We start from the raw sequence: 25,413 nt of genomic DNA, 5'->3' as shown, positions 1-25,413 counted from the left end.
TTCATTCGTTTATCCTGCACGTAATAAGAGCTATCCCTCAAGCTTAGCTGCTTGAAGGATAGCCCTTTTGATGATCAACTTATAACTGCTGCACCGCGTCAGACAACTGCCATGATCTCAAAAAAACAAAAAAGCCTTGCCGTCTGTTAAAAAACAGACAACAAAGCCGTCATGTGCAATGTGAGTTTAGCTGACCGAGGAGTTTATTCTGCCTAGTTCATCTTCCACCAACGTCGTTAATTCATCCTCATAGCCGCCGGTAATCCGGTACTTTCGAATGTATTCCTTAACAAACTTGCGCGGGTCCTTAGGCTGAAAAATTCTAGTGAGTTCCTTCAGGCTTTCCTTGACTTCATTCTGGCTATGCTTCGCCATGAAATCATCTCCCCTTTACGTTCGATGGTCGTCCTAAACTACTGTATACGAGACCGCAAGCGGCGATTATACCCCTAGAACCCTCCCGGTGCAGGCAACTCCATGGCCAAACTGTCACAATGTTTGAAGTTTTCTTACTATTATAACATTTTGATTTCAATTATGAAAGTTAACATTTCTTAATCCTTTGTTGTGGCTTGTTCGGATTGGCTATCCGCATGAAGCTCATGATCCCTTGTATTTGCAGCAAAAGCCTGCTGCGGAGGCGGGGCATCAACTCCCGGCTGCGATGCTGCAGCGAGCCTGTCTTTACGAAACATTCTTAAATATGCGATTACGCCAATAACGGCAACCATAATGCCAAATGCTAAAACAAGCATCGTTACCCAGCCTTGAGCCATGTCCCCGCCTCCTTTCCTCTACTATAATTATCGGAATTTCACAGGCAATTGTTAACCATTTTTAAACACGTTTTTCTTTCCATATATTAGTATACAAAATCCCTTGTCCTCAAGCAAATGCCTGGGTAGAAGCTTTAAATCAACCGATAGGCTCCGCTGCCCCATGCGAGCAGCTTGCCGTTGTCATCCTTCACCTGTGCTTGAAGCGTCAGCGTTCGGTCTGTACGATGCAGAAGCTCCGCCTCGCAAAGCAAAAGCCCGCCCTTGCTGCTCGCGAGAAATTGCGTATTCAGATTAGCTGTCACCCCCCGTCCCTCTTCGGATGCCAGCATCACCACAAGTCCCATTGCGTTATCCAGCAGAGACATGAGCACTCCGCCGTGCACGATCCCAAGCAGGTTCATATGCTGCGGAGCGGTATCCAAACAAATCGTTGCTTTGCTCCTGCTCGCCTGTACGATCTCACAGCCGAGCAATCCCCAAAATGTGGCCTGTGCCCGCTCCGCAAGCCTTGTCAGGTGACCGGCTTGATCAGCCTGCTGTATTAACCATTCCTCATCCATGCCGATCACCCTCCTTTATCGTCAGTCGATGGCTTCTCCTTCTCCTTCGCCTCAGCCTCCTCCTCCTGCAGCTTACGGCGCAGCACCTTGCCGACCATTGTTTTTGGAAGCGCTTCCCGAAACGCATAGTGATGCGGAACCTTGTAGGCAGCCAGCCGCTCCCTGCACCAACGGTCCAGCTGACTCTGCGAAACCTGCCAGCCCTCCTTCAATACAATAAACGCTTTTACCGTCTCTCCTCGATAATCATCTTTAACGCCAATAACCGCCGCCTCCCGCACGGCAGGATGCTCGAACAGCACCTCCTCCACCTCGCGCGGATAAATGTTGAAGCCGCCTGCAATAATGACATCCTTCATTCGATCTACAATGGTAAAATAGCCCTCTTCATCCATCGTAGCAAGATCGCCGGTATGCAGCCAGCCGTTTCGCAGCACCAGATCGGTTTCGAGCGGCTTGTTCCAATAGCCCTGCATCACCTGCGGTCCTCTTACGACAAGCTCGCCCAGCTCGCCGGCCGGCAGCCGTTCCCCTGTAACCGGATGAACAACTGCAGCCTCTGTATCAGGGAACGGCAGACCGATCGTGCCTATCTTGCGCTTGCCCCATATGGGATTGGCATGGGTCACCGGAGAAGCCTCCGACAAGCCGTAGCCCTCAATAAGCCTGCCGCCAGTCATCGCTTCGAACTGTTCCTGCACTTCAAGCGGCAGCGCAGCGGAGCCGCTAATACATACATTAATAGATGAAAGATCAGTTTTGGCAGCAGCCTTATGATGAATGAGCGCAATATACATCGTAGGCGCCCCTGGAAAGATCGTCGGCTGCTGCTTATTGATTGTCTGAAGCACCGTCTCTGTCTCGAAACGCGGCAGCAAGATAAGCGTACCCGCCCGCAGGACAGACATATTCATTAATACCGTTAATCCAAATACATGAAACAGAGGCAGCGCGGCGAGGAACTTTTCTTTGGCATCCTGGGCTTTGTAGCACCAGGCTGAGGTTTGTATCGTATTGGCCACCAGATTGCGGTGCGACAGCATGACGCCCTTCGGTGTTCCCGTCGTGCCTCCCGTATATTGCAGCGCCGCCAGGTCTGAGCCTTTTGGAGGGTCCGGCAATGAGATGGAAGGCGCTTTCACAGCGAGCAGCTTCTTGTAGCTGATCACGCCAAAGCTGCCGTATGGAATATCCGCTCGGAAGCCTTCCTTGCGCTGCTTAATGGGGTAAAGCATATTTTTGGGAAAAGGCAGTCCATCCTTGATGGACGTAATAATCGCGTGCCGAAGCTGCGGCAGCGGGCCGGTATCCGGCTGTTTGCCGCGTACACGTGAGAGGCGCGCATAAAGCAGATCAACCGTAATAATGGCCACTGCTCCGCTGTCGTTTAGCTGATATTCCAGCTCCCGCTCCACATAGAGCGGATTCGTCTGCACGACTACGCAGCCTGCCAGCAGCACGCCGTAATAAGCGATGACCGCCTGCGGGCAGTTCGGAAGCATAATGGCCACGCGGTCTCCTGTCTTGATTCCAAGCGACAGCAGACCGGTTGCCAGTCGGACGGCATCGGTATGCAGCTCGCGGTAGGTCAACGTTTTGCCAAGGAAGTGGACGGCCACATGGTCCGGATAACGATGAACGGCATTTAATAAAAACTGCGCCAGGTTTTGGTCAGGGTAGTCCAGCGACGCCGCTACCTCTACCGGGTAGTGAAGCAGCCACGGACGCGGGGAATCCTCGTTTGCAGCAGGCGCATTCGCAGTCGATTCTGCGGATGAACCAGCTTGTGGCTCGAGTGGAGCTTCCCCAGACGAATCGCCAGGGAGCATGGAGGCTAATTCGTTACTCTGTTCCGTGGCAGCAAAGCCGGATGGTGGGTCGGACGGTTCGAGAACCGGCTCGGCGGATAGTGGAGCGGGCGCTGCTGTAATCGGTTCGATCGTCGGTTCAGCCGAAGCATCAGCCTGCGTATCATCTGCTGGCGATTGCTCGGGCAAAAGCGGGTCTTGCGGTCTGAGCGGATCCATACTTGCTCTCCCCCTTTACACGACATAATGCTCATTTCGAATGACACGAGCGGCAATCGTACGCTTCAAAGCTACCGTATCGGAAAGCGGAGCGCGCATCAGCTTCTTTAGCACGGACAGCTGCATTTGCAGGCCGTCCCCCTGCTCCAGCGCGGCAAGCGCCAGCTTCGCCAGTGATTCCACCCGCTCCATCGCCTCTTGGACGAATACGGTCGTCATCGCCACGATATGCTCCATTTTCTCCGCAGCTTTCTCCCCACCGGCTTTGACCATTTTTTGCGCACGCAGCAGCGCGCTCTCCATTGCGTAAATTTGAATCATCAGATCAGCAAGCGCGCACAGCACCTCCTGCTCCTGCTCAAGCTTTATGCCCAGCTTCTGCACAGCCAGTCCGCCGATGGCGAGAAACGTCTTCTTCGCTTGACCAAGCCGGTAAGCTTCCTTGCTCAGCGGTTTATCGAGCGGCGGAATCGGCATCGGCGCAACGAGCTCAGCCTGAAGCGCGCGCGCTTTGCGCATGATCGGCAGCTCGCCTTTGAGCGCTTTTTTCATCAGCGTGCCCGGGATGAGCATTCGATTGATCTCATTCGTCCCTTCAAAAATCCGGTTAATCCGCGAATCCCGATAAATCCGCTCTACCTTATATTCGCGAATATAGCCATAGCCGCCGTGTATTTGCACCCCTTCATCCGCTATGAAATCAAGCGCTTCGGAAGCGAAAACCTTAATAATCGAGCATTCGATCGCATACTCGGCGATGGCCTTTGCTACCAGCATGCCATCGTCCGCATGACCATCAGCCTCGACCGTCTGCAGCGTGGCATCAATAAAGCCCGCCGTCCGGTACAGCATGCTCTCCAGCACGAATGTGCGGATATTCATATCCGCGAGCTTAGCGCCAATGAGCGGATAGGAGGAAATCGCCCGCCCGAATTGCTTGCGCGTATTGGCATAGGCTGACGCCAGCTCGATCGTTTCCTTAGCCGATCCAAGACAGCCAGCCCCGAGCTTGAAGCGCCCGATATTCAAAATGTTAAACGCAATATGATGTCCCTTACCGACCTCACCGAGCACATTTTCAACCGGGACAGCCACATCCTCAAAGTATATAGGGCAGGTGGACGAGCCTTTGATGCCCATCTTGTGTTCCTCCGGCCCGATGCTGAACCCTGGCATTCCCTTTTCAACAATAAATGCGGTAAAATATTCGCCATCCACCTTCGCGTATACGATGAACAAGTCGGCAAAGCCGGCGTTTGTAATATACAGCTTCGAGCCGTTCAGCACGTAATGCTTGCCGCTTGGCGAAAGTCTCGCCGTCGTCTTCGCGCCGAGCGCATCCGAGCCTGAGGCCGGCTCGGTCAGGCAGTATGCCGCAATGCGCTCGCCTGTTGCGAGAGCAGGCAAATAAGCTTTTTTCTGCGCGGGGGTACCGAAGTATACGATCGGCAGCGTGCCGATCCCCGTGTGCGCGCCTACCGAGAGGGCGAACGATGAGGTCCGGGCTAAGGTTTCTCCAAGCAGCGTCGTGCTCACCTTGTCGAGCCCGAGGCCGCCGTACGCCTCTGGCACATCCGCGCCAAGCAGGCCAAGCTCTCCCGCCTTGCGCATGAGCTCCACCGTCATGTCATAGTTCAAGGCTTCCAGCTCCGCATCCCGCGGCGTAATTTCGGCCTCGATATACTGCTGTGCGGCTTCGGCCATCATCCGCTGCTCCTCCGTGAAATCCTCAGGCGTTACGACCGATTCGGGCACACTGTCCTCTACGACAAACCGACCGCCAAAACGTACCGTCTCCGTCATGCATCAGCACTCCTTTCCGTCAAGGCAAAATAGACCGCTTCGACTCATTGCTCTAAGCCATAAACCTCAATGACACCCGCCGCTCCCATACCGCCTCCAATACACATGGTCACCACTCCGAAGCCGCCGCCCCGTCTGCCTAGCTCATGAACGAGCGATACGGTGAGTTTTGTACCTGTACAGCCGAGCGGATGGCCGAGCGCAATCGCTCCGCCATTCACATTGACGCGTTCGGGATCGATGCCGAGCTCTTGAATGATCGGAACACATTGTGCGGCAAAAGCTTCATTCAGCTCGAACAAATCAACGTCCTCTAGCGTAATGCCTGCTTTATGAAGAGCTTTTGGCACCGCCTCGATCGGTCCGATGCCCATCACCTCAGGCGCGACGCCGGCTACACTGTAACTGCGAAATACAGCGAGCGGCCTGAGACCCAGCTCTGCCGCGCGCTCGCGGCTCATGACGATAACAGCTGCTGCGCCGTCGCTCATTTGCGATGTGTTGCCTGCGGTAACCGTTCCTTCACGAGCAAAGGACGGCTTCAGCAGCGCCAGCGTCTGTACCGTTGTTTCCGGCCGCACGCCCTCATCCGTATCAAAGAGAAAGACTTCCTCCCACGGACGCCCCGCATCATTAATGCCCGAGCGGCTGACGGTCATTGGAACGATCTCGGCTCGAAACCGGCCTTCTTTAATGGCTGCGGCAGCCTTGCGATGACTGGATGCCGCAAAAGCATCCTGCGCCTGGCGCGTGACGGCATAGCGCCGGGCCACCTCCTCGGCTGTATGCCCCATGCCCATATAAATCTCCGGCATTTTGTCAACGAGGGCCGGATGCGGTGACAGCTTAAAGCCGGTCATCGGCACATGGCTCATGCTCTCAACGCCGCCCGCGGCGATAATATCTGCATCGCCGAGACGGATGCGCTCCGCCGCATAGGCAATCGCCTGCAGCCCCGAGGCACAGAAACGATTGACAGTAACTGCTGGTGTTGACACAGGCAGCCCTGCATAAAGCGAGATGACACGGGCAAAATTCAGCCCCTGCTCTCCTTCCGGCATCGCACAGCCGATGATGACATCCTCAATGTGCTCCGGCAACAGGCCGGGCAGCCGCTTGAGCGCCCCTTGGAGCACAGCGCGTCCAAGGTCCTCCGCTCTCGTCTCAGCAAGGCTTCCCTTCGACGCTTTACCTACAGCAGTCCGAACGGCAGCTACGATAACGGCATCGCGTGGATGATCCATAAATGGTGATGCAGCTGACATGGCGATTTCCTCCTTTCATTTCCTAGTTCCGCAGCGGCTTGCCGGTCGCCAGCATATGGCTCATGCGCTCCTGTGTTTTGCGTTCGCCGCATAAGCTGAGGAATGCCTCGCATTCCAAATCGAGCAAATATTGCTCGCTTACCTCCGCTCCCGGCTTAATATCGCCGCCGGCAAGCACATGCGCGAGCTTGCCCGCGATCAGCGCGTCATGCTCGCTAATATGTCCGCTCAGCCGCATCGCCTGCACCGCGACCTTAAGCACCGCCTTGCCCTCACGTCCGGCAACGCGAGTGCGCGCTTCGGCCGGCGCCGAATAGCCCGCCCGATCCAGCTCGAGCACCGCCCGCTTCGCCTCGGCGATTCTAGCCTCCTGCCGCATAATAACCTTATCCTGCGGCCTCATTAGCCCTAAGCGGATTACCTCGTAGCCGCTGGCGGATGTTTTGGCTAACGCGATGGTCTCGAACAACGCATTTAAGTATGGCTGCAAATCCGACGGCTGCTTTCCATTCCCTGAGACGAGTGCCCGTTCGGCTGCCATTGCAGCCGCTTCCTTGCAGCCCCCGCCCGCAGGAATAAGGCCCACCCCCGTCTCGACCAATCCGAAGTATGTCTCTGGCGAATAAATAATTTGGTCCGCCGGCAGACAGGCTTCCACCCCGCCCCCAAGCGTCATGCGATGCGGCGCAGCGACTACCGGCCGATCCAGCCGCTTGAGCTCCAGCATGCTGCTCTGGAAAAAGCGAATAATATCCTCAACTTCGTCCCATTCGCCGCTTTGCGCCTCCATCAGCAAAAGCATCAGATTAGCCCCGACGCAAAAGTTCCGTCCCTCGTTCGCGAGCACGAGTCCCCGCCAATTTTGAGAGACCTCCTTCGCGCTTTGCCGGATCGCCGTTAAAATATCGCCCCCAATCGCATTATTCTGCGAGTGAAACGCCAGGCACACCACGTCATCGCCAATATCGATTAGACTTGCGCCGGAGGTGGCGAGCACGGTTTTGCCCGAGGCCTTGAGAGCCGTTAGCGAAATAACACCCTCCTCTTGCTCTTCCAACCGATATTCGCCCGCCGACACATAAACCCGCTGCATCCCCTCCTGCCGGTAAAAGCTTTCATGCCCGCCTTCAATCCAAGCGGTCACCCAAGCCGGTATTGCCTCTCCCTCCTCCTGCATCTGCTTCACGGATGCGGCAAGCCCGATCGCGTCCCACAGCTCAAATGGTCCAAGCTCCCAATTAAAGCCCCACCGCATTGCACGGTCGATGTCGGAGATCGAATCAGCGATCACGCCAACCTGTGCCGCTGAATAAAGCAGCGTTTTTTTGATCGTTGACCATGCGAACTGCGCGTACCGGTCCTTCGGATCGGTTCGAAGCAGCGCCTTCACCTTCGCCGCCGCTCCCTTGGCCGTCTTCGAAGCCTCGATGACAGGCGAGCTTACGGTCCGTTTCGGGCCATACTCAAGCGTATCCAGCTTGAGCGACTCGATCTCGCTGCCGCTCTCCCCTCTCACCTTCCGATAAAAGCCTGCGCCGGACTTTTCGCCCAACCGTCCCGCTTCTGCTAATTGCTCCAACAGCCTCGGTCTGGTGAAAATAGCCTGCTCATAAGGATCGATGCTTCGCTCGCGGACATTGTCCACCACGTGCAGCAGCGTGTCTAAGCCGACAAGATCCACCATACGGAGCGTTGCCGTCTTCGGCCTTCCCATGGCCGGACCAGTCAGCGCATCCACTTCTTCCACGGTCAAGCCGAAACGAAGCATCTCCTCCAGCGTCACCAGCATCCCGAAGGTGCCGATACGATTGGCGATAAAATTAGGCGTATCCTTCGCGATAACAACCCCTTTGCCCAGCCGCTTCTCGCACACCTCCCGGAGCAGCTGCACGACCTCGGGCGCCGTGTCTTCCGTTGGAACAATTTCCACCAGCTTCATATAACGGGGAGGATTGAAGAAATGCGTCACCGCAAAATGCCGCCGCAGCCCCTCGCTCCTGCCCTCCGTCATCGCCGCTGCCGACAAGCCGGATGTATTCGTACTGACGATGGTCTCCGGCTGGCGGACCGAATCAATAAGCGCAAGCACCCCCCGCTTAATGTCGAGCCGCTCGACGACGGCCTCGATGATCCAATCGACGTCCCCGAGCAATGCCCCGTGATCGGTCAAATTGCCTGGCGTGATGCGCTCCGTCCAAGACGGATCATATAGCTGCGCAGGCTGCGACTTGCTCATCCGAGCAATGGCCTCGGTGGCCAGCCGGCTGCGCACCTTGGCATCCGCCAGCGTCAGTCCCAGCTTCTCTTCCGCCGCTGTCAAGGCGGTCGGAGCCACATCCAGCAGCAGGACGTGCATGCCCGCATTCGCCAGATGAGCGGCAATGCCGGCTCCCATCACGCCTGAGCCGATGACGGCCGCCCTGCGGATCGTGCCGGCGCTTTTTTGCGAAGCTTTTATGGTCATAGGCAACCTCCTTTTAAATGTTTGAGGCATGGTAACTATAGGTGGTAACTATCGAAGACAGCCTGCACCGCATTTCCTTCAAACCTCTCCGCCTCGCCCAATAGAGCGTACGACTACGACACCCTAGGACCGCGGTTAGACGCGGAGCATCATCCCCGCCCTTGCTTAGCTCCCAAAAACACTCTCCGCCAGCAGCTCCGCCACATCGCGCGCAATAACCCGTTCATCCGCTCTCAATGCTTTGAGGCCATCCTCCATCATCGTCAAGCAATATGGGCAGGCCGAGCTAATGACCGTTGGCATCACCTCGAGCGCTTGGGCGGTGCGGGCATGGTTAACGCGCGTTCCCGAGTGCTCCTCCATCCACATCAAGCCTCCGCCGGCCCCGCAGCACATCCCGTTCGCGCCAGAACGCTCCATTTCGGTGATCGTTACGCCGGGAATAGCCCGCAGCAGGCTGCGCGGCGCCTCGTACGTGTTGTTGTAGCGGCCAAGATAACAAGAATCGTGAACGGTCACACGTTCATCGATCACATACTCCGGCTGAATTGCTCCCTCTTCAAGCAGCCGCGCAAGGAGCTCAGTATGATGCTCGACCGTGACGTCATCGCTTAGGCCGAAGTCGGGATATTCATTTTTAAACGTATTAAACGTGTGCGGACAGGGGGTGACGATTCGGGTGACGCCGTATTTCCTGAAGGTTTCGATATTTTCGCGGCACAGCTCCTGGAACAGTAGCTCATTCCCGATCCGTCTCGCCGTATCGCCCGAGCTTCGCTCCTCGAGGCCTAACGCAGCGAAGCTAATGCCCGCATGATCAAGCAAACGCACCAAATCAAATAGAACCCGGCGGCTGCGCATATCATACGAGCCCATCGAGCCCGCCCAAAGCAAAATGTCCGCACTGCGTCCCTGCCGCTTCAGCTCCTGCATCGTATCCACACGGACGCCGGTTCGGCTCTCGCACTCCGTGATCCACGCTGCGCGTTCTGCCCGCGGAAGTCCCCATGGATTGCTTTGCCGCTCGATGTTTTGCAGCGCGCGCTGAGCGTCAGAGGGCAGCTTGCCCTCCATAAGCACAAGCTGTCTTCGCATATCGATGATTTTGTCGACATGCTCAATTCCGACAGGACATTGCTCCTCGCAATTGCGGCAGGTCGTGCACGCCCAAAGCTCCTCCTCCGTGATGACCTCGCCGATCAACGCCACCTCCTCAGGCTTTGCTCCCTCGCGTCTGCCCCATGCGCCGGCTTGCGCAGCCATCGTGGGCGCAATGGTCGTTTCTCCTTCGGCCGAAGCTTCCCAGGCGGGCAGCACCGCTCCCATCACATGGGCATAGGACTCGGCTGTTTTCGGCTGCCATAGGCTTGCGGGAAGCCACGGAGACTTTGAGGTGATGGCGGCCCCTTTCTCGGTTAAATGATCACGCAGCTTAACAATTAAGTGCATAGGGGACAGCAGCTTGCCGGTGCTCGAGGCAGGACATACATTGGTGCAGCGTCCGCACTCGACGCAAGCGTACAAATCGAGCAGCTGCTTTTGCGTAAAATCCTCCACCTTCCCCGCGCCGAACGACTCTGCCTCCTCATCCTCCAAATTGAGCGGCGTAAGCCGGCCAGGCGGCGTGCTGCGGCGGAACCAGAGATTGACCGGAGCGCTCAGCAGATGAAAATGCTTCGACTGCGGCACATACACGAGGAAGCTTAAGAGCACGAGCAGATGCAGCCACCAAAAGATCTCAAACCCCGCATGAGCGGCTATGCTTTGCGGCTGTACGCCTGCGCCTTCCAGCAGCTCTGCAAGCGGCGCGCTGAGTGGCGCATAGCTCGCGGCAACGGCATGCGTTGAGCTCGAGCCTTCGGAGAGCCGCTCGAACGCTAAGCTAAGCAGGACAGTGAGCATCAGCGATCCGATAAACCACATGACAAGCGAGGGCTTCCAGCCGCGTTTGAGTCTCGGGAGCCTTTCGCCGTAACGGCGGAAGGCCCCATAGAGAACGGCTGCCAGCACGAGCGCCACCGTTACCTCCTGTGACCATGCAAACCAATCATAATAAGGCAGCGGCAGCGGGACACCGCCGTTCAGTCCCTTCCATATCAAGTCCACCGCACCAAGCTGCAGCGCAATAAAGCCATAAAAATAAACCAAATGCATGATGCCGCTTCTCAAATCGTTCAGCAGCCTCCGGTGCCCAAACACTTGAGCGCTGAAGCTGCTCCCTCGTGTGTCGCTGGCTTTTCGCTCATATCGGGCAAATACAGCCGGCGCTCCGAGTCGAATGTACATCACACGCCGCAGCACTACCGCCATGAACATCCATACGGCTAATCCCACAACAGCGGCGAACAGCGCCCATTCTCCCCAATTCAACAGCTGCTCGAACGAAATAAACGCCAATACGTATGCCATATGCCCTGCCCTCCTTGAATGTCGGCTCCTATCGCCAACACGCTTGCTCGCATGAGTTGGACAAGTAGTGAAGCGCTTTCAAAAATACCCGCGGTACTCCATGTATATGAGCTGTCGAGCACGAACATGCCGCAGAGCCGCCTAATCCAAGCGGTCTATTCAAGGGGCAGCCGACATACCATAGCACTGATGGACAATGTCATATGGAATAAAAAATATTAGCGTAAGCGAGGGACCTTCTATGTTGAAAATCGTGGTGCTTCTCAAGCAAACGTTCGATACCGAGGAGAAAATCGTGGTGACGCCGGAGGGCGTCGATGAGCGGGAGGCCAAGTTCGTCATCAACCCTTACGACGAATATGCGCTGGAGGAGGCGATCCGCCTGCGGGATCTGCATGGCGGACAGGTCATTGCGATCACTTGCGGACCCGAGCGCTCGCAGGAGGCGCTGCGCACGGCGCTCGCGGTTGGGGCGGATGAAGCCATTCGGCTGGACAGCAGCGGGCTGCCGGATGACAGCTTCCCGACAGCTGCCGCTTTGGCTGCAGGAATTGCGCCGCTTGCTCCAGATCTGCTGCTAGCTGGGCTTTTTGCAGTTGACAGCGGAGCGGGAAGCGTAGCGCTGCAGATTGCAGAGCGCCTGAAGCTGCCGCATGCTTCAGCGGCTGTGAAGCTGACGATTCTATCGTCAGCCGAGCATGCCGCGCTGCCGAACGCGGACACGATGGCGGCAGCTGGAGCAAGCGCTGAACACTTTGCGCTGGTGGAGCGGGATGTTGAAGGCGACACCGAAACGGTATCGATCCCGCTGCCTGCGCTCATTACCGCGCAGCAGGGTCTCAACGAGCCGCGCTACCCATCGCTGCCAGGCATTATGAAGGCGAAGCGCAAGCCGCTGCGTACGTTGACGGTCGACGAGCTGCTCGGCAGCGGCGATTCTGCTCTGCAGGATGTTTTGGCCCGCACCTTGCGCACGCAGCTATTCCCGCCTCCGCCCCGCGCAGTCGGCAAACGCCTGCCGGGCGAAGCGGCAGAGCAAGCAGCCGCGCTCGTATCCCTGCTTCAGTCAGAGGCGAAGCTGCTGTAAAGCTGCCCTTAATGCAAATGAATAGCAGGCTGCTGATAAATGAGTAAGGAACCGCTTATAAGCTACAGAGAGGAGCTTTATTCGATGTCCAAAACGATACTCGTGTTTGCTGAGAGCCGGGACGGCGCCCTCCGCCGCGTCGCGCTGGAAGCGCTCGGCGCGGGGCGGCGGCTCGCAGGCAAGGACGGCGCTGTCCATGCCGTCCTTGCCTGCTCCGGCGGCGCGGCGGGGGAAGCCGCCGCGCTGACCGCGCGGGGGGCGAACGTCGTGCATATCGCCGACGACCCTTCCCTCCGCGCCTTCGCGCCCGAGGCGTACATCGCCGCTCTCGGCGCAGCTATGGCTGCGGTGCGGCCGGACGCGCTTCTGCTCGGCCACACCGCGATGGGGCGCGAGCTCGCGCCCCGCGTGGCCGCAGCCTATGGCGCCGGCCACGTCGCCGACGTCACCGCCATCGAGGTGTCTGACGATGGCGGCGACGTCGGCTTCATTCGCCCGCTCTACGCCGGCAAGGCGTTCGAGCGGCGCAGCTTCCTGCCGGGCCAACCGTGGGTCATCACGGTGCGCCCGAATAATTTGCCGGCGGCGGAGCCTGTCGACGCCGGTGAGCGTACAGGCACCGTCACGGCTTTGCCGTTCACGGTGCCGCCGCTCTACACCGCCGTGCGCAGCCTTGTGCGCCGCACTGGCGGGCAGCTTGATCTCGCCGAAGCCGACGTCGTCGTATCCGGCGGCCGAGGGGTGCGCAGCGCAGCGGGCTTCGAGCCGCTGCAAGCGCTGGCCTCCGTTCTCGGCGGCGCGGTCGGTGCCTCCCGCGGCGCCTGCGACGCCGGCTATTGCGATTATGCCCTCCAAATCGGGCAGACCGGCAAGGTCGTTACGCCGCAGCTCTACATTGCCTGCGGCATCAGCGGCGCCATTCAGCATTTGGCCGGGATGAGCCAGTCCCGCGTCATCGTCGCCATTAACAAAGACCCCGATGCCCCGATCTTCGGCGTTGCCGACTTCGGCATCGTCGGAGACCTGTTCGAGGTCGTACCCTTATTAACCGCCGAAGTGCAGCGCGTATGCTCATAGAAATCCATATCTCGCTAACAGGCAACAGGCTGCCGCCGCAGCCTGTTGCTTGTGCTAACGGAAGTAATCATCCCTAGGAATGACCTATCCTCCGTCAACTCGTTCGCTATTCACATCGTAGATCGACTGTAAGGAGCGTAAACCGAAAGGTTGAGCCTTCTCCTTCCACGCTATGACACGATATGGTTCCTCCCATGAGCTCCACCAGCTTCTTGCAAATGGCGAGTCCCAGTCCAGTTCCGCCGTACTTGCGGTTAACGGATGGATGCAGCTGCGAAAAAGAATGAAACAGATCGTCGAGCTTGTCCTCCGGAATGCCGATGCCGGTATCCGCTACCGCAAATTCGAGCATAAACGATTGCATATCCTTGCCCGGCAGTCTGCGCACGTCCACTGCGACGCTTCCCTCTTCGGTAAATTTCATTGCATTTCCGACCAGATTAATAAGCACCTGCCGGATTCGGGTTGCGTCTCCCATCACGGCCCAGGGTATGGAGGAATCAATATTGTAGGTCAGTTTGATGCTGTCCTTTTCCGATAATCTTTTGGCGAACATTTCATTCACAGACTCCATAATTTGGCGCAAGTCTACCGGATCGCGACTGAGGTCCATCTTTCCGGCCTCTATTTTACTGAAGTCCAGAATGTCATTCAGGATACTCAGCAGAGTATCGCCGCTGCCGCGGATAATCTCCGCATAATCGTGCTGTTCTTCCGTGAGCGGTGTTTCCAGCAGCAGATCCGTCATGCCGATAACGCCATTCATCGGGGTAAGCAGCTCATGGCTCATAATCGCTAAAAACTCAGACTTTGCGTGATCCGCGCGTTCCGCGGACTCTTTTGCCCGCAGAATTTCCTTCTCATTTGTTATATCGGTAAAGACGATGACGGCGCCCTTGGTTACCCCTTTGTCGATGATGGGCGTTATCCGATAGTTGACGAGAAAGCTCGACCCGTCCGTTCGCCAGAAGATTTCCTCATTCGCGGCGCGTGGAAGCCCGTCTTGAATGGTTTTATAAATAGGTGATTCTCCAAAAGAATAAGGGCTGCCGTCAGCTCTTGTATGCTGGATGGTCTCGCAATGCTTTTTACCAGTGAACTGCTTCGGATCGCAGCCCAGCATACAGGCTCCAGCGGGATTGACGAATATTCCCTTTCCCTCATTGTCCAGACCGAAAATCCCTTCGGATACTGAATTGAGAATAAGTGTATAACCGCTTAACTCCTGCAAACTAATATTTACTAACGTATAATTCCCCCGCAGCTCCTGCATATCATCCGGATGATACAGCTCCAAATTATTTCTCCCGATAACCTCTTGCGGCTCGTATCCGAGCAGGTGGCGGACGGACGTGGACGCATATAGGGTGATACCATCGGGTGTGCTTAAGGTAATTGCATCCTGAGCATGTTCGAGAATGAGGTTGTGCAGCTCCTCATCCTCGAGGAGTTTTTGCTCCGCTGCTTTTTTTCCCGTTATGTCGATTGCCTGTTTGATAAGATGCAAGGGCTCTCCTGTCTGCTCATTGCGTACCAGCGACACATGCAGGCTGGCCCAGACGATGCCCCCATTCTTGTGAACATAGCGCTTTTCAAACTCGAGTACAGACTGGCTCCCGCTCAACAACTCGCAGAAAATCTCATGACGAATTGCCAAATCGGATGCATTGGTAACATCCATGCAGGTCCGGGTGAGCAACTCCTCCTCCGTATAACCAAGCATTTTGCAGAAGGCAGGGTTGGTCTTGATCCAAATGCCGGTCTCGGGAGAAACGATGGCGATGGCTATCGGCGAGGAACGAAATATATGTTCAAAAATGGACGGGTTTTCCGCTGACGGATGGATCATTAGATTTCCCCCCTTCCAAAACTCTTAACCATAATCGCCGTAACCTGAAACGATAGCCTCGACTCCTAACGCTAACGACAGCAACAGACTTATCAATGATTTATATATACAAGCATGCACATGTTCCTGCTGAAGCTATAACTTCCCATCGCACACTAAAAAAGGCCAACCCGTTCTTTCTGGCTGACCCAATCATACGAAAGGACCGGCCCAATGCCGATCCTTCTCCATTTAAGCAAAATCCGGCCGAATCTCCCGGATGCAATCCGGCGACTCGTACAGATCATTATGTACCTCGTTCGTAACGGGATAGGCGCGCATCAGGTAGGAGTCCATCGCCTCCAGATGCTTGCGCAGGCTGCTGAACGCTGTGATGCGAGGATTAAGCCAATCCTCGATGCCATCCGCGTCCAAAATAACCGGAACTCTGGGCTGCCACACCGACATCGCGCCGCTTGCTCCCGCTGTAAGCATCGTGAAGGCACGCACCTCCTTGCCATTCACATTTCTCCAGCAATCATAAATTCCAGCGATTCCAAACAGCTTCTTGCTCGGAACGACGATGTGCATCGCGCGTGGATCGCGCTCTTTGCCGAACTGCTTCTGCCCGTAAAATCCGCTGCACGGCAGCACGCACCGCTGTCTGCGAAGCATCCTGTCCAAAAATGGCTTCGATGACACCGTCATATGATCGGCGTTAACGGAGTCTTTTGCCCAGAAAGGGAACAGCCCCCATCTCGACTCCTGCAGCGACCGCTGCTCGAACCGGTCATTCATAACGATCGATACCGTCTGTGTCGGCACCACGTTAAAGCGGTTCGTATACCCCCGAACGAGCTTTTTTACCTGAAACATGTCTACGATATCTCCAATATCTGCTGTTAACGAAAACCGTTCAATCATCGCGACCACCCTTTACACGTTGTTTGAACCAGTTTTTGTTAAAAGCTGTAGAATTATGCATAGCGATTCAACTGCTAGTACACTAACAAGCAAAAAATTGCGGTATGTATAAATGCAGCGTCTTCCCGTGCCTCCCTACATCGTAAATCGCTTCCGGAATTTCAGCGGCGGCATCCCCGTATGCGCTGCGAACAGACGCGAGAAATGCGGCGTTTGCCGAAAGCCTGTCTCTTCCGCGACGCGCGCGATCGTCCAGTCGGTCTTGATAAGCAGCAGCTTCGCTTGATCCAGCCGGTAATACAGCAAATATTGCTGCGGCGTACAATCGAATACCTCGGTCATGCATCGCGTGATATAGTTCGTATGGAGCTGAAGCACATCACTCAGCATCGTGTTGCTGATGGGGTTGCGGTAATTAAGCTTTAAATACGCCGCCGCCCGCTCCGCTACCGAGACGGCCGCCTTCGCAGCGTCCGAACGCCAGCCCTCATCCAGCATTTGCAGCAAATGCAAAAACCGCTGCTGCCGATCCCAGAATGCTCCGTGGGACGAGCTTTTGGCCGCTTCATGCAGCTGCGAGAAAATAAGCTTGGCCTCATCCGGATAGGTTAGGGTCATTTTTTTCGGCAAACGGATGGCATAGGTATAATAATCGCCGCGAAGCGATCCGGATTGGTTGCCGGCCGTCTCTTCCCAGGCGCTCACCGTCTGGAAATGAACCCAATCGAACACCGTCTCAAAATCGCAAGGACGAGTCGAATAATGCCAGCTGTCCGGCCGCAATATGAGCACATCGCCAGGCCCAAGCGTCCATCTGTGGTTTTCCTCCGCAATATGCAGCGAGCCTTTATTTACAAAAAGCATATCAAAGACGCCCAGGTTCGTCCGGTTCGGATGCTCCTCCCCAGGGCGGTAGGTTATACGATTCGATTCAATAAAAAACGGAAGCGGCGGTGAACGGAACGTTAGTAATAACTCCTCTTGCAATCTGACCTCTCCTCCAAGTCTCAGCCCATGTGCAAATATGCAAAAAACAACTACTGCCCATGTTACTTGAAAAACATTTCATTTGTCTACAACAAAACAAAACCCCAGCCGCACCCGTTAACGGATGCCGACCGAGGTCTATTTTCATTTATTTTTGATCGTGTGAACTATTTTTTCTGCCGCTCTGCTTCCAGTTAAACGCTTATCGTCTGGATCCCTTGAAATAAGGTGGCCATATGCAGGCTGCCGCCCTGCATGTCGACATCCGTCACAGGACAGCCAAGCTTCACAGACAGCAGCGTGATCCGATCGTCGAAATAGGCGAGCTGGAACAGCCCGCGATCCGTACATGCATAGATATCCTTGCCTTTCGCCAGCACGGAGAATAGAAACGGCTTACCGAATCGAATGCGGTTAAACCTCCCCTTTTTATCGCCAATCAACAGCTCGCCTTTGTCGCTCGTTCCAACCAAATGCCCGCGAAATACCGCAAGACTCGTGACAGCTGTCTCCAGCTCGAAGTGCGCCCAATCATCCATAAAACGGTCATATAATGACACGCCGCTCTCATGTGCGACGATCAAATATTGAGGCAGATTAATGAAATCGTATACCCGTTTATCCGGGCAGGCGACCTTCTCCCAATTAAAGCCTGCTTTTGACCAAAGACCATGCTCGGTAGCCGCGTAGCTTGTGCCCCCAATTTTGCGGAATTGATAACATGGCATGATCAGCTCGTCGCTCTCCCATGCAGTTCCGTTCCATTCGTACAGTCCGCTGCTCGTGCACGCATGGAGCAATTCATGCTGCAGCTGCAGCCGGTTCACATGTGTCAGCTCCGGCATGCCGGCATCCAGCTTCTCCCAACCATCCTTCGCATCAATTCTATATACGCCATGACCGACCGAAGCCGCATACAAGCAGTCCGGACCAGCCTTCACCGAGGAGAAGGGAAAGAGCAGCCAATTCCAGGGCTTGCTTGTTTCAGTCTGCATGTCAATCTCTCCTTCTATGTAAAATAATGCCTTCGTCAGCTTTACTTATGTAATGTCTGCGCTTGCTGCTGTGTCAATAAATGCTTCGCTTGGCTTACTCGCGCAATAGCCTCCTGCCCTAAAGAGCCGGGCAGTGAATGCCTCGCCCTTTATTTTATAATGATAATGATTATCACTTTCATATATATGATAACTATTCTCATGACTCATGTCAATGGTTTGCAAAAAAAGCTGCTTCAAGATGCGTTGCACCTCATAAGCAGCCCTCTCTTATTATTTGTATTTAAAATGGCAGCTCTAAGCTAACCTTAAACCGCACGACGATTTGATCCTTTTGAAATTCGACATCGCTTACTGTGACCATATCTCGCGCTGGCAGATCGAGCGGAATGATAATAGGCTCAAGCAAGCTCAGCGGCAGACCGATATCCTTCACTGATAACGACTGTGGCCTTAAGGCGATGCTCGTATCCTGCCATTCCAATGCGTATACCGCGTTCAGCTGAGCTGGAATTTGGTTCATGTAGGTTGCGTTCATACGCGCAATCAGCCGGTTCTCCTCCAGTTCGAAGCTGGCTCCGTCCAGATTAACATCCTGTGCGAGCTGAATGTCGGACTGTCCCTCTGCTGCTAAATGCATTTTGATCAGATTATTAATGTCGGCTTCGGTCAGGACAAGCTCCGGCCTCATGCTTTGAATCATATCCATTGCCTTCTCACGCACATTAATTGAGGCATAGGTCATATCAAGCTCCTCGTCAGGCGCAATGTAAGAAAGCAGCCACCAGACAGCGCCGCCCAGCAGCAGGATTAGTATGAATATAGTAATGCAAAATCTTCTGATTGCTTTTCGCAAGTCTCATCCCTCCTTCTCCATAAGTAAACCATAAACCGCTGCGTCAATCTGCTTGGATAATGATATAATAGATCAAATTATGAATCCACTGAACAATGGAAGCAGAGAGGATGTCTCCCTATGAATCTGAACAATGAGCAGCTGCAGCTGAGTCGCATCGGACTCGAAGAAATTGTACAAGCGCAAATGCATTTAAAAGATGTCATTACGCGCACGCCGCTCCAGCATAACCGCGTGCTGTCCGAACGATACAATTGCAATGTTCTGTTAAAGCGGGAGGACTTGCAAATCGTCCGCTCGTTCAAAATACGCGGAGCCTACCACCTGATGCGCTCCCTAGCACCGGAAACACTGGCGAAGGGCGTTGTTTGCGCAAGCGCTGGCAATCATGCCCAAGGCGTAGCCTACTCCTGCCAGACACTCGGTATTCCTGGAAAAATATATATGCCAAGCACGACCCCCCGTCAGAAGGTATCGCAGGTATCCTTCTTCGGCGGAGCAAACGTTGAGGTCATCCTGACCGGCGACACGTTCGATGACGCTTATGCCGAGGCCGTTTCTGAAAGCAAGCGCAGCGGAATGGCCTTCGTTCATCCCTTCGATGACCCGAAAATCATTGCCGGCAACGGGACGGTCGGACAGGAATTAATGGAGGCCGCCGATTCTGTTCCTGATTTCGTATTTGTGACGGTTGGCGGAGGCGGCCTTGCTGCCGGTGTTGCGTCCTACGTGAAAATCGTCTCCCCCCAAACGAAGGTCATCGGTGTTGAGCCGGAGGGTGCGCCCTCGCTCCGCGCATCGCTGGATGCAGGAGAAGTGACCCCTCTCGATATGATTGATAAGTTCGTGGACGGCGCAGCCGTCAAACGGGTTGGAGATTTAACATTCGTCCTTTGCCAGGAGCTGCTTGACGATGTCATCACAGTCCCCGAAGGCAAGGTATGTACGACGATGCTGGATCTTTATAATGAGAATGCAATCGTAGCCGAGCCCGCGGGCGCGCTCGCTATCGCTGCTTTAGACGCTTACCGGGATCAGATCGAAGGAAAGACGGTCGTCTGTGTCGTAAGCGGCGGCAATAACGATGTCGACAGAATGCAGGAAATCAAAGAGCGCTCGCTCATTTATGAGGGCTATAAGCATTATTTCATGGTGAGCTTCCCTCAGCGCGCAGGCGCCCTTCGCGAGTTCCTCGATCAGGTGCTAGGTCCCAATGACGACATCACAAGGTTCGAGTACACCAAAAAGTCCAACAAGGATAATGGACCTGCCCTTGTCGGCATCGAGCTGAAGCACCGCTCCGACTACGAGCCGCTCGTCGAGCGCATGACGAAGAAGGGCTTTCAGTTCCTTGAGCTCAATAAGGACCCTGTCCTCTTTAATCTGCTCATCTGATCCGCTTGCCTAATAAGCATAGCTGTCCGCCGCGCATGATCGATTGATCGCACAGCCGCAACACGAATCGCCCAGCCTCCCGCAAAGGAGGCTGGGCGATTTGCATTACCAGGCGTATGCGCTAGGCGCGTCGCCGCCAGGACCAGGAAATATTTCGTCGATGCGCTTCAGCGCTGACTCATCCAATGTTATTTCCACAGCGCGCAGCGAGCGCTGGAATTGATCAAGCGTACGTACACCAATGATTGGCGAGGTTACAGCCGGATTAGCGAGCAGCCAAGCGAGCGATACGAGATCCTCCGGCTCGCCAAGCTCATCGCAAAATGCCGCGTAAGCATCAAGCTGCTCACGGTGCTGCTCCAGCCGCTTCGAATCACCGCTGCGGCGACCGCCATCCTTGCGGCGGTGGTTGCCAGCCAGCAACCCTCCGTCAAGCGGGCTCCACGGAATGACGCCCAAGCCTAGCGCCTGCGAGGCCGGCAATACTTCCAGTTCAGGCAAACGGCAGAGCAGGTTATATTTGTGCTGCTCGGATACCAGCCCAAGCGAGCCTCTCGCCTTCGCTTCCCCTTGCGCGACCGCGATATCCCAGCCAGCAAAGTTGCTCGAGCCTATGTAGCCAATCTTGCCTTGCGCTGCTGCGATCTCGAATGCGCCCCACAGCTCGCTCCAATTCACGCTGCGATCCACATGGTGCATTTGGTACAGCTCGATATGATCGGTTTGAAGGCGCTTTAATGAACCCTCCAGATGGCGGCGAATTTTGTATGCGGACAGGCCCGCCTCCCGGTTCGGACCATCATGCGCATCATGCATGTCGCCATACACTTTGGTAGCAAGCACCGTACGCTCGCGGCGGCCGCCGCCCTGCTGGAACCACTTGCCGATAATTTCCTCGGTACGCCCTGCGTTTTCGCCCCAGCCATAAATATTTGCGGTATCAATAAAATTAATGCCTGCATCCAATGCTGCATCCAGTATACGAAATGATTCCTTCTCATCCGAATCTACGCCAAAATTCATCGTCCCCAGGCATAGACGGCTTACATAAAGCCCCGATTTTCCTAATTTCGTGAATTGCATACTTTGCCTCTCTCCTTCAATTATAAAATTTGGATGAATTACTCATATATTATACAAAATTTACACAAAGTAACCAAGCTGCGTTCACGCTCGCTTTACATAGCTCCGCTACACTATCGACAGGAGGTGTGTTCATGATCAGCTTCGAAAACAATCATCAGCCTAAAGTGTTAATTGTGTACGCATCCTACGGCGAGGGTCACCTGCAGGTCGCCCGTGCCATTCGAAATGCGCTGGAGGCGCACGGAAATCAGCGAACCGTTATGGTCGATCTGATGGCGGAATCGCACCCTTGGCTGAACAAAGCAACGAAACTTTTTTACTTAAGCAGCTATACGCACATGCCCGCACTCTACGGCTGGATGTATGATTTCACCCGGCCAATGAGGCATGATTCGCTCTTTGGCAGCTTGCTGCATTCCTTTGGACGAAGCAAAATAAAACGTATTGTCGCTGCTGAGCAGCCCGATGCTGTCGTTCATACCTTTCCAAGCTTTGCACTTCCTGAGCTTACAATGCACAAAAGCTGTCATCCGCCCTCCTATGCCGTCATCACTGACTTCGACCTGCATCGCCGCTGGGTTCATCCCGGCATTGAACGCTATTATGTCGCCACTGAGGATTTGGGGCGCGAGCTCTCGCAGCTTGGCATTCCTGGCAGCGCCATTCAAGTAAGCGGCATACCGTTAAAAAAAGGCTTCCACACCACAGCAGCATCCGCCGAGCTATATAAATATTATCAGCTTCAGCCGGATATTCCTGTCGTCCTGCTTATGGCCGGAGCGCAGGGGGTCATGCCTGACGTTGCGCAAATATGTTGCCAATTGCTAAACCATTCGCAGCTTCAGCTCGCGCTGGTATGCGGGCATAACCTGCAATTGAAGGAAGCGATCGAAGCTCAATTTTGCACACATACAAGCTTTCATCGACTCCATGTCTACGGCTTTGTCGAGCAGATTCATGAACTTATGTCACTCTCTGACTGCCTGATTACGAAGCCGGGCGGCGTCACGCTATCCGAAGCTATTGCTGCTGGGCTCCCTATATTTACCTATCGTCCGGTGCCTGGTCAAGAAAAGCGAAATGCCCTTTATCTCGCCTCAAAAGGAGCCGCCTTCATCGCTCACGATCCTTATGAGCTGACAGAGCAAATTTTGAAACTGATTGACGACCCCTTCCTTCTAATAACTAGCAGATTGTCAGTCAGCAAGCTTCAAACGGAGCAAACGGCGGCGGACAGCATTGTTTTGGATATTTTATCCAAATTATGCATAATGGAGAGCACAACGAATCTATCACCTGAGAAGGAGCCTGCCCGTGCGTAAAGATCAGAAGCTCTGGTTAGGAGCGGAGATGCGACTCATTTGTGTTATTTTGTTCATCGTAGAATTTGTTCGAGGAGCCGTTCTTGTTAGCTTGCTTCCGATTTATGGCAGCAAAACATTAGGCTTGTCCCATGATGTCATCGGCGCTGCCATATCTGCACACTACATCACGGATACGCTGCTAAAAATAGCCATCGGCTATTTGCTGGACCGCTTTTCCTTCAAAATCGTTGTTCAAACCGGCTTGATCCTGTCTCTTGCAGGGGTTTATCTCCTGCAGTTCGCAGAGCTTCCGTGGATGTTTATCGGAGCGGCCGCTTTATATGGTATTGGCATGTCTCCGATATGGATCGTCTGCCTGACGAAGGTATCCGAGGAGCAGCGCGCGACGCAGATGGGCTTCCTCCATACGATTTGGATGGTCGGACTGGGCAGCGGACCAATTGTTTGTAATATTTTGCTCGATTTCAGCGTATCGTTTACCTACCTACTGCTTGTCAGTCTCTCGATGCTTGCCTGCCTGCTGACGTTTTTCATGAGCAAGAACAAAGCGGTCCCGACAGAGCGAACGCCAATGCGCAAGCAGCTTTCCATTCTTCGGGAGCGTCTAGGCCAAATGAAGCTGCTGCTGCCAGGCATGATTTTGCAGACGATGGGCGCAAGCATGCTTCTTCCGATTCTGCCAAGCTTTGCAAATCGGGAGCTCGGTCTCTCAGGCACGCAGTACTCGATCCTGCTAACTGTTGGCGGAGCTTGCGCCGCTGCCGGACTTATTCCAATGGGCAGACTTTCTGACAAGCTGGGCGGAAAAAAATGGTTCCTCGTCGTTGGTTTTACTGTTTTTGCGCTAGCGCTGTACCTGCTGGCATGGAGCCTCACATTCTGGTATTGTTTACTTATTGCGATAGCGCTTGGACTATCCTATGCGACGATCTTGCCCGCTTGGAATGCGCTGCTCGCTGCCTATGTGCCGCCGAAGCAAGAAGGACTGGGCTGGGGTATTTTGTCCACCTTTGAAGGGATCGGCGTCATGATTGGTCCTGTTGCTGGAGGCTTTATCGCCGCATGGAACGGAGAGACCTCGGTCTTCTGGATAAGCGCCTTATTATTCGGGCTCATCGGCGTCTTTTATTTATGGCTTCCTTCACAAACCCTTGAGGTGAAAGAAGTAACTGCAAACAAATAGAACGGAGTTAGACATATGGACGATTGGCGCAATTGGCTGGAGTATATTAAGCATATGGATCTCGAATCGATCCAATGGACGTTGCAGAGCTACTCGCAGTGGGGACCGCTTCCCGGCATCCTGCTGCCTTTTATCGAATCCTTCCTTCCCTTCCTGCCATTAATTCTCATCATTGCGGCAAATGCTAACATATATGGACTTGGATTCGGGTTTCTCTTCTCCTGGTTCGGCGTTACCGCGGGTGCGATTACCGTCTTCTGGATCAGCCGCAAGCTCGGCCGCAACGTAAAAGTCCGGCTGCAGAGACGATTTCCGAAGTCAGGGCGGTTCTTCAATTGGGTGGAACGCAGAGGCTTCACGCCGCTATTCCTGCTCGCTTGTTTCCCGTTCACGCCATCGGTGCTCATTACTATCGTATCTGGCCTTAGCAAGGTGCCGTTCCATACATTTCTGGTAGCCATGCTTATGGGCAAGGCTGTGATGATCTTCAGCATTTCACTCATTAGCTTCGATATCGGCAATCTCGTCCATGAGCCATGGCGTATATTCGTTACGGTGACCGCCGTGCTCGTCATGTGGTTCGGCGGCAAGCAGCTGGAGTCGCGTTATCAGGTAAACGGCTGAGGGCAGCGCATGCGCGAGACGCAAACTATTCAATATGCAGGGCGGCGCAGGGTGCGCTGCCCTTTTTGGCGTTCGGTGTCGCAGGAATACGCTTGGCTTCTTCCTAATGCTCATTCCCGACACACTTGGTTTTTTCCTAATGATCATACCCGACTCATACATTTCTTCCTTTTGAGGCAAACTGTTGAGGAGCTTCTGACGAAGACAAAGCTAATGATGAACACCTCAGGAGGGTAAAGACATGTCCGATAAACAGCCGTCCGATCAGCAGAAAGCGGCAAGCAAAGCGCAATCTCGCGCTGATCGCCACCAAGCTGGCAAACAAGAGGCCAGCGAGATGCAGTCCGAAGCCGACCGTGCCGCTGTGCCGAAGCATGGACTATAAGCATAGGGAGGTTGGATGAGACGATGAGCAATCCGAATAACCACCATGAAATGAATCCGATCTCGGGTGAGTCCGTTGAGGTCGAGGGTGTCTACCGAAACCAGTGGGGCCGCGACGAACAGCTTGCGCGCGGCGATATTTTCCCAGCTGATCCGATGCTTGGCACTACAGAATGGAAGCTGGTCGAGCTCGACTTCGAGAATCATCATCAGGGACGCACCGATCCCCGGCTTGTCCCGCACGATGATGACGATGATCCGGAAGCGCATATGCAGCACCCTCGGCGTCATAAGGACAGCAACAAAAAGAAAGGTGACTAGACCTTTCTTATTCGCAATCGCGCAAAGACTGTAA

The 25,413-nt window shown here is 54.7% G+C and carries 22 protein-coding genes; 8 read left to right on the top strand and 14 right to left on the bottom strand.

The genetic code is table 11. The features are described from left to right. Window positions 1–186: 186 nt before the first annotated feature. The 8 genes from ACO9K6_RS16875 to ACO9K6_RS16840 form a co-directional block, all read right to left on the bottom strand. On the bottom strand, window positions 187–375 hold the full coding sequence (locus ACO9K6_RS16875) for a hypothetical protein (protein ID WP_424768715.1): 189 nt from the start codon (window positions 373–375) through the stop codon (window positions 187–189). A 179-nt stretch (window positions 376–554) separates the two neighbouring features. Then, entirely contained in the window at window positions 555–776 is a 222-nt protein-coding gene (locus ACO9K6_RS16870; protein WP_424768714.1) for a hypothetical protein, read from the bottom strand. 134 nt (window positions 777–910) lie between these two features. Next, window positions 911–1,339, bottom strand: a complete 429-nt coding sequence (locus ACO9K6_RS16865; RefSeq protein WP_424768713.1) for a PaaI family thioesterase — start codon at window positions 1,337–1,339, stop codon at window positions 911–913. Between the two features lie 5 nt (window positions 1,340–1,344). Then, window positions 1,345–3,366, bottom strand: a complete 2,022-nt coding sequence (locus ACO9K6_RS16860; RefSeq protein ID WP_424768712.1) for a long-chain-fatty-acid--CoA ligase — start codon at window positions 3,364–3,366, stop codon at window positions 1,345–1,347. A gap of 15 nt (window positions 3,367–3,381) precedes the next feature. Continuing rightward, window positions 3,382–5,169 (bottom strand): acyl-CoA dehydrogenase family protein, encoded by a 1,788-nt coding sequence (locus tag ACO9K6_RS16855; protein WP_424768711.1) that lies wholly within the window; start codon window positions 5,167–5,169, stop codon window positions 3,382–3,384. A 44-nt stretch (window positions 5,170–5,213) separates the two neighbouring features. Beyond that, entirely contained in the window at window positions 5,214–6,434 is a 1,221-nt protein-coding gene (locus tag ACO9K6_RS16850; protein WP_424768710.1) for an acetyl-CoA C-acyltransferase, read from the bottom strand. Between the two features lie 22 nt (window positions 6,435–6,456). Beyond that, the gene (locus tag ACO9K6_RS16845) at window positions 6,457–8,898 is read right to left on the bottom strand and encodes a 3-hydroxyacyl-CoA dehydrogenase/enoyl-CoA hydratase family protein (protein ID WP_424768709.1); all 2,442 of its coding nucleotides are present in this window, start codon (window positions 8,896–8,898) and stop codon (window positions 6,457–6,459) included. 165 nt (window positions 8,899–9,063) lie between these two features. Then, window positions 9,064–11,307, bottom strand: coding sequence for a heterodisulfide reductase-related iron-sulfur binding cluster (locus ACO9K6_RS16840; RefSeq protein ID WP_424768708.1), 2,244 nt, complete (start codon window positions 11,305–11,307; stop codon window positions 9,064–9,066). 244 nt (window positions 11,308–11,551) lie between these two features. Here ACO9K6_RS16840 and ACO9K6_RS16835 point away from each other — a divergent pair, with 244 nt between their 5' ends. Together ACO9K6_RS16835 and ACO9K6_RS16830 are read left to right on the top strand one after the other, a co-directional pair. After that, window positions 11,552–12,394 carry an electron transfer flavoprotein subunit beta/FixA family protein gene (locus tag ACO9K6_RS16835; protein WP_424768732.1) on the top strand — a complete coding sequence of 281 codons (843 nt, stop codon included), beginning with the start codon at window positions 11,552–11,554 and terminating at the stop codon, window positions 12,392–12,394. Between the two features lie 84 nt (window positions 12,395–12,478). After that, window positions 12,479–13,471 (top strand): electron transfer flavoprotein subunit alpha/FixB family protein, encoded by a 993-nt coding sequence (locus tag ACO9K6_RS16830; RefSeq protein WP_424768707.1) that lies wholly within the window; start codon window positions 12,479–12,481, stop codon window positions 13,469–13,471. A gap of 106 nt (window positions 13,472–13,577) precedes the next feature. Here the strand turns inward: ACO9K6_RS16830 and ACO9K6_RS16825 are convergent, their stop codons facing one another. The 5 genes from ACO9K6_RS16825 to ACO9K6_RS16805 all read right to left on the bottom strand — a co-directional run bounded on the left by ACO9K6_RS16825 (window position 13,578) and on the right by ACO9K6_RS16805 (window position 19,061). Continuing rightward, on the bottom strand, window positions 13,578–15,320 hold the full coding sequence (locus ACO9K6_RS16825; protein WP_424768706.1) for a PAS domain S-box protein: 1,743 nt from the start codon (window positions 15,318–15,320) through the stop codon (window positions 13,578–13,580). A 231-nt stretch (window positions 15,321–15,551) separates the two neighbouring features. After that, window positions 15,552–16,223, bottom strand: a complete 672-nt coding sequence (locus ACO9K6_RS16820) for an SOS response-associated peptidase (RefSeq protein WP_424768705.1) — start codon at window positions 16,221–16,223, stop codon at window positions 15,552–15,554. A 135-nt stretch (window positions 16,224–16,358) separates the two neighbouring features. Further along, on the bottom strand, window positions 16,359–17,210 hold the full coding sequence (locus ACO9K6_RS16815) for a helix-turn-helix domain-containing protein (protein ID WP_424768704.1): 852 nt from the start codon (window positions 17,208–17,210) through the stop codon (window positions 16,359–16,361). Between the two features lie 194 nt (window positions 17,211–17,404). Beyond that, window positions 17,405–18,205 (bottom strand): hypothetical protein, encoded by an 801-nt coding sequence (locus tag ACO9K6_RS16810; RefSeq protein ID WP_424768703.1) that lies wholly within the window; start codon window positions 18,203–18,205, stop codon window positions 17,405–17,407. A gap of 283 nt (window positions 18,206–18,488) precedes the next feature. Continuing rightward, window positions 18,489–19,061, bottom strand: a complete 573-nt coding sequence (locus ACO9K6_RS16805; RefSeq protein ID WP_424768702.1) for a hypothetical protein — start codon at window positions 19,059–19,061, stop codon at window positions 18,489–18,491. Window positions 19,062–19,181: 120 nt separating this feature from the next. On the opposite strand from ACO9K6_RS16805, the gene ilvA reads away from it, so the two are divergent. Next, window positions 19,182–20,456 carry a threonine ammonia-lyase IlvA gene (gene ilvA, locus ACO9K6_RS16800; protein WP_424768701.1) on the top strand — a complete coding sequence of 425 codons (1,275 nt, stop codon included), beginning with the start codon at window positions 19,182–19,184 and terminating at the stop codon, window positions 20,454–20,456. A 105-nt stretch (window positions 20,457–20,561) separates the two neighbouring features. Here the strand turns inward: ilvA and ACO9K6_RS16795 are convergent, their stop codons facing one another. Continuing rightward, entirely contained in the window at window positions 20,562–21,539 is a 978-nt protein-coding gene (locus ACO9K6_RS16795; protein WP_424768700.1) for an aldo/keto reductase, read from the bottom strand. A 134-nt stretch (window positions 21,540–21,673) separates the two neighbouring features. On the opposite strand from ACO9K6_RS16795, the gene ACO9K6_RS16790 reads away from it, so the two are divergent. From ACO9K6_RS16790 to ACO9K6_RS16770, 5 genes are all read left to right on the top strand, one after another. Beyond that, window positions 21,674–22,864: an MGDG synthase family glycosyltransferase gene (locus ACO9K6_RS16790; protein WP_424768699.1), complete on the top strand. Its 1,191-nt coding sequence runs from the start codon at window positions 21,674–21,676 to the stop codon at window positions 22,862–22,864. Then, window positions 22,857–24,050 (top strand): MFS transporter, encoded by a 1,194-nt coding sequence (locus ACO9K6_RS16785; protein WP_424768698.1) that lies wholly within the window; start codon window positions 22,857–22,859, stop codon window positions 24,048–24,050. The genes ACO9K6_RS16790 and ACO9K6_RS16785 overlap by 8 nt, the downstream gene beginning before the upstream one ends. Before the next feature lie 15 nt (window positions 24,051–24,065). Further along, entirely contained in the window at window positions 24,066–24,674 is a 609-nt protein-coding gene (locus tag ACO9K6_RS16780; RefSeq protein WP_424768697.1) for a TVP38/TMEM64 family protein, read from the top strand. 241 nt (window positions 24,675–24,915) lie between these two features. Further along, window positions 24,916–25,059, top strand: a complete 144-nt coding sequence (locus ACO9K6_RS16775; RefSeq protein ID WP_424768696.1) for a hypothetical protein — start codon at window positions 24,916–24,918, stop codon at window positions 25,057–25,059. A 23-nt stretch (window positions 25,060–25,082) separates the two neighbouring features. After that, window positions 25,083–25,379 (top strand): transposase, encoded by a 297-nt coding sequence (locus ACO9K6_RS16770; RefSeq protein ID WP_424768695.1) that lies wholly within the window; start codon window positions 25,083–25,085, stop codon window positions 25,377–25,379. Window positions 25,380–25,413 lie beyond the last annotated feature (34 nt).

Source organism: Paenibacillus praedii, assembly GCF_049725345.1.
Taxonomy (GTDB): Bacteria; Bacillota; Bacilli; order Paenibacillales; family Paenibacillaceae; genus Pristimantibacillus.
Note: the sequence above shows the minus strand (reverse complement) of the source record. Positions and strands in the feature narration are given on the sequence as shown.

What these genes read in the sequence shown, in the direction of transcription:
- ACO9K6_RS16840 (WP_424768708.1), bottom strand. Translation starts at nt 11,307, where the DNA reads ATGGCATACGTATTGGCGTTTATTTCGTTCGAGCAGCTGTTGAATTGG.
- ACO9K6_RS16855 (WP_424768711.1), bottom strand. Translation starts at nt 5,169, where the DNA reads ATGACGGAGACGGTACGTTTTGGCGGTCGGTTTGTCGTAGAGGACAGT.
- ACO9K6_RS16780 (WP_424768697.1), top strand. Translation starts at nt 24,066, where the DNA reads ATGGACGATTGGCGCAATTGGCTGGAGTATATTAAGCATATGGATCTC.
- ACO9K6_RS16820 (WP_424768705.1), bottom strand. Translation starts at nt 16,223, where the DNA reads ATGATTGAACGGTTTTCGTTAACAGCAGATATTGGAGATATCGTAGAC.
- ACO9K6_RS16770 (WP_424768695.1), top strand. Translation starts at nt 25,083, where the DNA reads ATGAGCAATCCGAATAACCACCATGAAATGAATCCGATCTCGGGTGAG.
- ACO9K6_RS16865 (WP_424768713.1), bottom strand. Translation starts at nt 1,339, where the DNA reads ATGGATGAGGAATGGTTAATACAGCAGGCTGATCAAGCCGGTCACCTG.
- ACO9K6_RS16790 (WP_424768699.1), top strand. Translation starts at nt 21,674, where the DNA reads ATGATCAGCTTCGAAAACAATCATCAGCCTAAAGTGTTAATTGTGTAC.
- ACO9K6_RS16830 (WP_424768707.1), top strand. Translation starts at nt 12,479, where the DNA reads ATGTCCAAAACGATACTCGTGTTTGCTGAGAGCCGGGACGGCGCCCTC.
- ACO9K6_RS16870 (WP_424768714.1), bottom strand. Translation starts at nt 776, where the DNA reads ATGGCTCAAGGCTGGGTAACGATGCTTGTTTTAGCATTTGGCATTATG.
- ACO9K6_RS16845 (WP_424768709.1), bottom strand. Translation starts at nt 8,898, where the DNA reads ATGACCATAAAAGCTTCGCAAAAAAGCGCCGGCACGATCCGCAGGGCG.
- ACO9K6_RS16775 (WP_424768696.1), top strand. Translation starts at nt 24,916, where the DNA reads ATGTCCGATAAACAGCCGTCCGATCAGCAGAAAGCGGCAAGCAAAGCG.
- ACO9K6_RS16825 (WP_424768706.1), bottom strand. Translation starts at nt 15,320, where the DNA reads ATGATCCATCCGTCAGCGGAAAACCCGTCCATTTTTGAACATATATTT.
- ACO9K6_RS16860 (WP_424768712.1), bottom strand. Translation starts at nt 3,366, where the DNA reads ATGGATCCGCTCAGACCGCAAGACCCGCTTTTGCCCGAGCAATCGCCA.
- ACO9K6_RS16875 (WP_424768715.1), bottom strand. Translation starts at nt 375, where the DNA reads ATGGCGAAGCATAGCCAGAATGAAGTCAAGGAAAGCCTGAAGGAACTC.
- ACO9K6_RS16850 (WP_424768710.1), bottom strand. Translation starts at nt 6,434, where the DNA reads ATGTCAGCTGCATCACCATTTATGGATCATCCACGCGATGCCGTTATC.
- ACO9K6_RS16810 (WP_424768703.1), bottom strand. Translation starts at nt 18,205, where the DNA reads ATGCAGACTGAAACAAGCAAGCCCTGGAATTGGCTGCTCTTTCCCTTC.
- ilvA (WP_424768701.1), top strand. Translation starts at nt 19,182, where the DNA reads ATGAATCTGAACAATGAGCAGCTGCAGCTGAGTCGCATCGGACTCGAA.
- ACO9K6_RS16795 (WP_424768700.1), bottom strand. Translation starts at nt 21,539, where the DNA reads ATGCAATTCACGAAATTAGGAAAATCGGGGCTTTATGTAAGCCGTCTA.